Source organism: Klebsiella sp. ME-303 (assembly GCF_007910085.1).
Classification (GTDB): Bacteria; Pseudomonadota; Gammaproteobacteria; order Enterobacterales; family Enterobacteriaceae; genus Klebsiella; species Klebsiella michiganensis.
Genome location: NZ_VOJB01000061.1, coordinates 205758 through 211757, shown reverse-complemented (window position 1 = coordinate 211757; position 6000 = coordinate 205758). Strand labels below are relative to the sequence as shown.

Here is a 6000-nt window from a genome sequence, read left to right as displayed (position 1 = left end):
AATGGGGTATAATGTGAGTCATTGTAGACGTTGGCAAAGTCGGCGTCTCAGCGCGTCGCGTCCGCTAAATGAAAAAAAACGACCAATTAATCAATAATGGCCGGAACGATATCATAATGGTGATTGCGATCGGAAAAAACTAATCCAAATCAAATACCAGAGGTAAAGAACTGCAAAGACTTTGAGTTAAATGTGGCGTTATGGTACAAATCTGCGTGTGTATAACTACAGAGGACAATTTTGATCCGCAAATGACGAGAAGCAATACCGCGGATAATTGTAATTTTATGGACAATCAGTTCAGGATGTATATTTCTTTTCACCCTGCAGTATCCCTCTCTCACTCCCGCTTTCTCGGCGAGCAGCACTGGCGCTCGGCGCTTTAGTCTTCTTCTCTCTGCCTGAGCTGGCGCGCTGCGCACGGCTAATTTAACGTCAGAATTTTTCCGGTTTACTTCTCTGTAAGCCGCCATGGATTATATTCTCAAGCAGGAGAAGGGATCATGTTTTATTGGATTTTATTAGCTTTAGCTATCGTTGCTGAAATTACCGGCACGTTGTCGATGAAATGGGCAAGCGTAAGCGGCGGCCATACTGGTTTTATTTTAATGCTGGTCATGATCGCGCTTTCTTATATTTTTCTGGCTTTCGCGGTGAAAAAAATCGCCCTCGGCGTGGCCTATGCCCTCTGGGAGGGGATCGGCATTTTACTGATCACTATCTTCAGCGTCCTGCTGTTTGATGAGACGCTGTCGACGATAAAAATCGCCGGCCTGGTGACCCTGGTCGCCGGGATTGTCTTGATTAAATCGGGGACGCAGAAAGCGGTGAAGCCGGGCAAGGAGAAAGCGCATGCAACAGTTTGAGTGGGTCCACGCCGCCTGGCTGGCGCTGGCGATTGCGCTGGAAATTTTGGCCAACGTTTTTCTGAAATTTTCCGACGGCTTTCGACGTAAATTCTACGGCATTATGTCGCTGGCGGCGGTCCTGGGCGCCTTTAGCGCGCTTTCGCAGGCGGTCAAAGGAATTGACCTGTCGGTGGCCTATGCGCTGTGGGGCGGTTTCGGTATCGCGGCGACCATTGCCGCCGGCTGGGTGCTGTTTGGCCAGCGGCTGAATCATAAAGGCTGGGCCGGTCTGCTTCTGCTGGTGGTCGGCATGGTGTTAATTAAACTCGCCTGATATGATGCCGCCTGTGAATGCGGGCGGTAAATTCTGCTCTCTGTATTACGCTTAAAAAAGAGCCAGTTCGGCGTATTTTGCTGCCGGCCGATATGAGGGCAGAACATGATTCATTTGCCAGGCTGGCGCAATATTCCCTCCGCCAGAACGCTGTCCATCATGATTGTCCTCGCCGGGATCGGCTTAATCGTGTCCATTGTTTCGCTCCTTTATCTCACCCAACACCTGATCGGCCTGAAAGCAAACGAAATTGATAAACATCGTTCCGTGCTATCGGTGGACGGGGCGGTGCAGACCTCGGTGAACCGCGTGCTGTCGCTGGTGATGGATAACGCTATCTGGGATGATGCGGTGCATCAGACCTATACCGATAGGCTCGATCCGCAATGGCTCTACAACTCATGGGGATCGGGTTTTAAAATCAATAATCTCTATGACGGCACTTTCGTACTCGACCAGCACTATCGGGTGCTGTGGGGATCGTTTCGCAGTGAGAGCTTTACCGAGCAGGATACCCAATTCCTCGGCAACGGTTTTCGTTCGCTTATCTCGCAGCATGCCGCCGCGCTGCGCAGCGGTAAAAGCGCTTATGCCGGCATCACGCGAACCCGCGCCGGTATTGCGTTTATTGGTATTGGCCTGATTCGCCCGACGGCAGGGCGGCTACAGGTGCATGATGATACGCGTCGCTATCTGGTGATCACCCGCCATATCAACTCGCAAATGCTTGAGCGCCTGGGCGACACGTTTCAGATTCGCAACCTGCACGTCACGCCAGGCGGCGGAGAATACAGTATTCCGCTGCGCACCCAGGCCGGGGAGATCGTGGGTTACCTGAGCTGGCAGCCGGGGCTTCCCGGCGCGGAAGCCGCGCGGGCGGCCTCCGACAGTATGCGGCTGATTGCCGCCGTGGCGGCTGGGCTGATCCTGCTGTTTATTCTCTTCAGCTACCTCGGGCTTTACAAGCTGGCGCGCGGCGAAAAGCTGGCGCGCGACAGTGCCATGACCGACTGGCTGAGCCGCCTGCCAAACCGACGGGCGCTGATCGAACGCCTTAACCAGGTGTGCGATACCTCCCAATACCAAATGCAAAGCGTGGTATTTATCGATCTCGACGGCTTTAAGGATGTTAATGATAACTACGGCCATGACGTTGGCGATGCGCTGATTATTCATATCGCTAAAGAACTTCGGGAGCGCGTTCCGCCTGAAGGGATGCTGGCGCGTATGGGCGGCGATGAGTTCGCGATGACGGTAAGCGGCGAACAGGCGGTAAATCAGGCGCTGGCTTTTGCCTGGGCGGTACTGGAACTGTTAAAAGCGCCCGTTATCCTCAACGAGCGAAAAATTTATATCAGCGCCAGTATCGGTATCGCCAGCGGCCTCCCGGCAAGCTGCTCCAGCACCGAGCTTTTTCGCCGCGCCGATATTGCCATGTACCACTCGAAAAAAACCGGCAAAGGGCGCACGACCTGGTATGACGAAGCGCTCAGCGACGCGCGGCAGTATCAGCTGAATATCGAAAATGGCATTCGTCAGGGACTGGAGAACGAAGAGTTTGATGTCTGGTATCAGCCGATCGTCAACGCCGATACGCTGGTTATGGAAGGCGTGGAAGCGCTGCTGCGCTGGCCTCGGCGTCCTCAGGGGGCGCTGCCGCCGGATGCGTTTATCGGTATCGCCGAAAGTAGCGGTTTGATCTACGCGCTTGGCCAGTTTGTGCTTGAACGCGCCTGTAGCGAACTGCAGCCACTGGACGATCTGCTGCTGTCGGTGAATATCTCCCCGGCGCAGTTCCGCGATCCGGAGTTTGAGTCGCGGGTGGTGCAGGCGCTGGGCCGCTGTCATTTCCCGGCCCGTCGGTTACAGCTCGAAGTCACGGAGAGCTACGTGCTGGAGAATCCCGAGCGGGCGAAGTCGGCCATTGAGAACTTAAGGGCGCTTGGCATCGCGGTGGCGCTCGATGATTTTGGCACCGGCTATTCCAGCATCGGCTATTTACGCAGCTTCAGCTTCGACAGTCTTAAAATCGACAAATCCCTGGCCGGGCTGGTGGATGTGGATACCCAGGCGGCGGAGCTGGTGCGCGGGACCGTCCGTATTGCCGGAGCGTTAGGCATCACGGTGGTGGCGGAGGGCGTTGAGAATCAGCAACAGCTGGCGCTGCTGCGGCGGGCGGGATGCGACAGATTGCAGGGTTTCTTCTTCAGCGAGCCGATGCCCGTCGCGTCGTTATTGCAGCTGCGCCAGCAGCAAGGCTGACCGCTTACTGGGCAGCCAGCGCTTCAAGCTTATCGCGAAAGCCGGTGACGGAGATGGCGCGGTTGTCCGCCCGCCAGCGATCTTTTGGTCCAGGCGCCGAACTCTGCACCGCAATCACCTGCCAGCCGTCGTCGGTTTTCAGCAGCAGCGGCGAGCCGCTATCCCCCGGCAGCGTATCGCACTGATGAGAGAGCACCGATGTCTGCGCCCAGCCGGTGACTACGCAATCCTGGTGGGTATAGAGATTATCCAGATGATCTTCCGGATAGCCAGACTGAGTCACTTTTCGTTCTGCGGTTTTTAGCGCGGCGGTCAGATCGGCTTTGCTGCCGCTAAAAATCGGCACCGGCGTAATGCCGGAAGGGGCGTAGCGCAGCACGATAAGGCCAAAATCCCACGGCGCCGCGGCGCTGGGAACTATCCAGCCATCGCCGTCCGCCTTAAGCCGTTTCCCCAGCGAAGGGTCTACGCGGCCTTCAATACCGTGAATTTCGTACACCCAGCCGCCTTTACGCGAGATAAAACGCAGCGCGACGGGTTTATCCGGTTTGCCTTTGGGCGGCGTGAGCAGGCAGTGCCCGGCGGTGAGCGCCAGATTGGGGGCGATAAGCGTGGCGGTACAGAGATTACCGCTGGCGGTTTCCAGTTGCCCAATCGCATCCCAGGGATCGTCCGTGGGGTTGCTGACCGGTTTTCGGTCGTCATGACCAAAAAACAGCGTCTTAATATCTTTTGCACTCATACCATCATCGTCGGCCTGGACCAGCGCTGGAAACAGGGAAATTGAACACAGTAATAACAGGACGTCTCTACGCATATCACTCTCTGGGGAGATAATTATGTATATTGAAAGTAGCAGCAGATTTAAGTTTATGAAAGTTAAGAATAATTTTAATTAAGCCAGGCGGCAGGCGAAATCAGCAAAAAACGCCAGTCGCTTACGGATGAATGGCGTGAATTCAATATGTTAACGCCATTTTCCTGCGGCGTTATTTCCGCAGAAAAGGGCAACGGAAGCAACATAAATCGTGTATCCGAACGTACAACCGGCGGGGGGCGAATAAAGGATTTTCGGTTCAGCTTTTTCTCAAGGCAGTTAATGGCGAAAACGGCCAATATCACGCAAAAAAAGAGATATCTTCACAGGAAAATCGGACTTCTTTACCTGTTTATCAATTACTTTCAAAGCGAAACATTTTCTCACCGAAAACGTTGTTATTGCTATCACCTTGTTGAGCAAACAGAGATGTTATCCCGGCGATGATATCTGCAATGTCAAACACCCGATATACGGGAGGATTTATGTCTAAACAAGGTATTCGCGCATTGGTTTACGTTTCGCTGGTATCAGCAATGATTTGGGGCGCGACGGGCTATCTGCTGGTGACGGCGGTTCACGTTCTTTAATCCGCGGCCTCATCGTGGCGGAACCAGGCAGGTTTAAGCGGCGGGCTGAGCGCGCTTTGCGGCCAGCGCCGCCCGTTCCGGCGTTTGATTGATAGATAAATCCCCGGACAGGCCGCCGGTGTTCTCGTCAGCAAAATCTCCGTCCCTTACTTTTTCTCTTCCGGGCGCTAACGCTGCCGGCAATATTGCGTGAAGGTGCCGTTGCGCAGCAGGTGGCAACAAAGCGTAGCGGGGTGATGGCAGGTTTGGCGACCGCATTAAGCGACCCCAACGATATTCTCTTTTTTCCGCAGTGTATTCATATCGCCGACGGTATCGGCTGCTGTCTGGGGCTGTTGACGGCGGTGTGGGTGCGTATCGACCGGAGCGTGCTTTCGCTTGATATTCTGGCGGTTCGTCGTTGGCTAACGGCGCGTTACGTCAAACGTTTGACGACGGTCTCGGCGACAACCTGTGGCAGCAATAGGTTTAGTAAAGAAAAAAACGGCTGGCGACCAGCGCGCAGATAATCAGCAGGATCAGGATGAGCTCAAAACGATAGCGCCGCAGCATGGTGCTCTCCAGAAAAAAACGGCGCTGAAGCCAGCGCCGATATCATATCACATCGCTTAACCCGGGAGATTAAGCAGCCGGTTGTGCAGCTGGTTTAGCGGTATGATGTTTGGTGGTTTTGTGGTGTTTTTTCGCTGCCTGTGCTTTCTGAGCTACCGGTTTAGCAGCGGCTTTTTTGTGTTTCTTAGCGGCCTGAGCTTTCTGGGTGGCAGCCGGTTTAGCTTCTGCTTTTTTGTGCTTTTTAGCTGCCTGCGCTTTCTGGGTGGCAGCGGGTTTAGCGGCTGCTTTTTTGTGCTTTTTCGCAGCCTGCGCTTTCTGCTCAGCAGCTGGTTTCGCAGCGGCGGTATGGTGTTTCTTATGGTGGGTCGCTTTAGCGGTGGTGCTGTGAGTTGCAGCAGCCGGCGCCGGAGTCGTGGTGGTGGCAGCATCGGCAGCGAAAGCAACAGAAGACAGACCCATTGCAGCGGCAACGACCAGAGCTAATACTTTTTTCATTCTGATATCCTCGAAAAGGTTTCTTGTTTCAACCCCACTGCGGGGCCGTTGAAAGAACTATATGCCTGTCTTATCGAGGTTTCCGTGAGTGTTTGGTATCGG

General features: G+C 54.4%; 6 protein-coding genes. 4 read left to right on the top strand and 2 right to left on the bottom strand.

The window, feature by feature from the left end:
- Window positions 1-503 precede the first annotated feature (503 nt).
- The 3 genes from mdtJ (at window position 504) to FQK12_RS06480 (ending at window position 3444) form a co-directional block, all read left to right on the top strand.
- Entirely contained in the window at window positions 504-866 is a 363-nt protein-coding gene (gene mdtJ, locus FQK12_RS06490; protein ID WP_004851286.1) for a multidrug/spermidine efflux SMR transporter subunit MdtJ, read from the top strand.
- Complete coding sequence (gene mdtI / locus FQK12_RS06485; RefSeq protein WP_004851284.1) at window positions 853-1182, top strand: multidrug/spermidine efflux SMR transporter subunit MdtI; 330 nt, start codon at window positions 853-855, stop codon at window positions 1180-1182. Before mdtJ ends, mdtI begins: the two co-directional genes overlap by 14 nt.
- Window positions 1183-1287: 105 nt before the next feature.
- Entirely contained in the window at window positions 1288-3444 is a 2157-nt protein-coding gene (locus FQK12_RS06480; protein ID WP_014229540.1) for a putative bifunctional diguanylate cyclase/phosphodiesterase, read from the top strand.
- Window positions 3445-3448: 4 nt separating this feature from the next.
- On the opposite strand, the gene FQK12_RS06475 is transcribed toward FQK12_RS06480, so the two are convergent.
- Window positions 3449-4261, bottom strand: coding sequence for a trypsin-like serine peptidase (locus FQK12_RS06475; protein WP_014229539.1), 813 nt, complete (start codon window positions 4259-4261; stop codon window positions 3449-3451).
- 802 nt (window positions 4262-5063) lie between these two features.
- Here FQK12_RS06475 and FQK12_RS06470 point away from each other — a divergent pair.
- On the top strand, window positions 5064-5360 hold the full coding sequence (locus FQK12_RS06470) for a hypothetical protein (RefSeq protein ID WP_177951964.1): 297 nt from the start codon (window positions 5064-5066) through the stop codon (window positions 5358-5360).
- 112 nt (window positions 5361-5472) lie between these two features.
- Here the strand turns inward: FQK12_RS06470 and asr are convergent, their stop codons facing one another.
- Window positions 5473-5898: an acid resistance repetitive basic protein Asr gene (asr, locus tag FQK12_RS06460; RefSeq protein ID WP_009654716.1), complete on the bottom strand. Its 426-nt coding sequence runs from the start codon at window positions 5896-5898 to the stop codon at window positions 5473-5475.
- Window positions 5899-6000 lie beyond the last annotated feature (102 nt).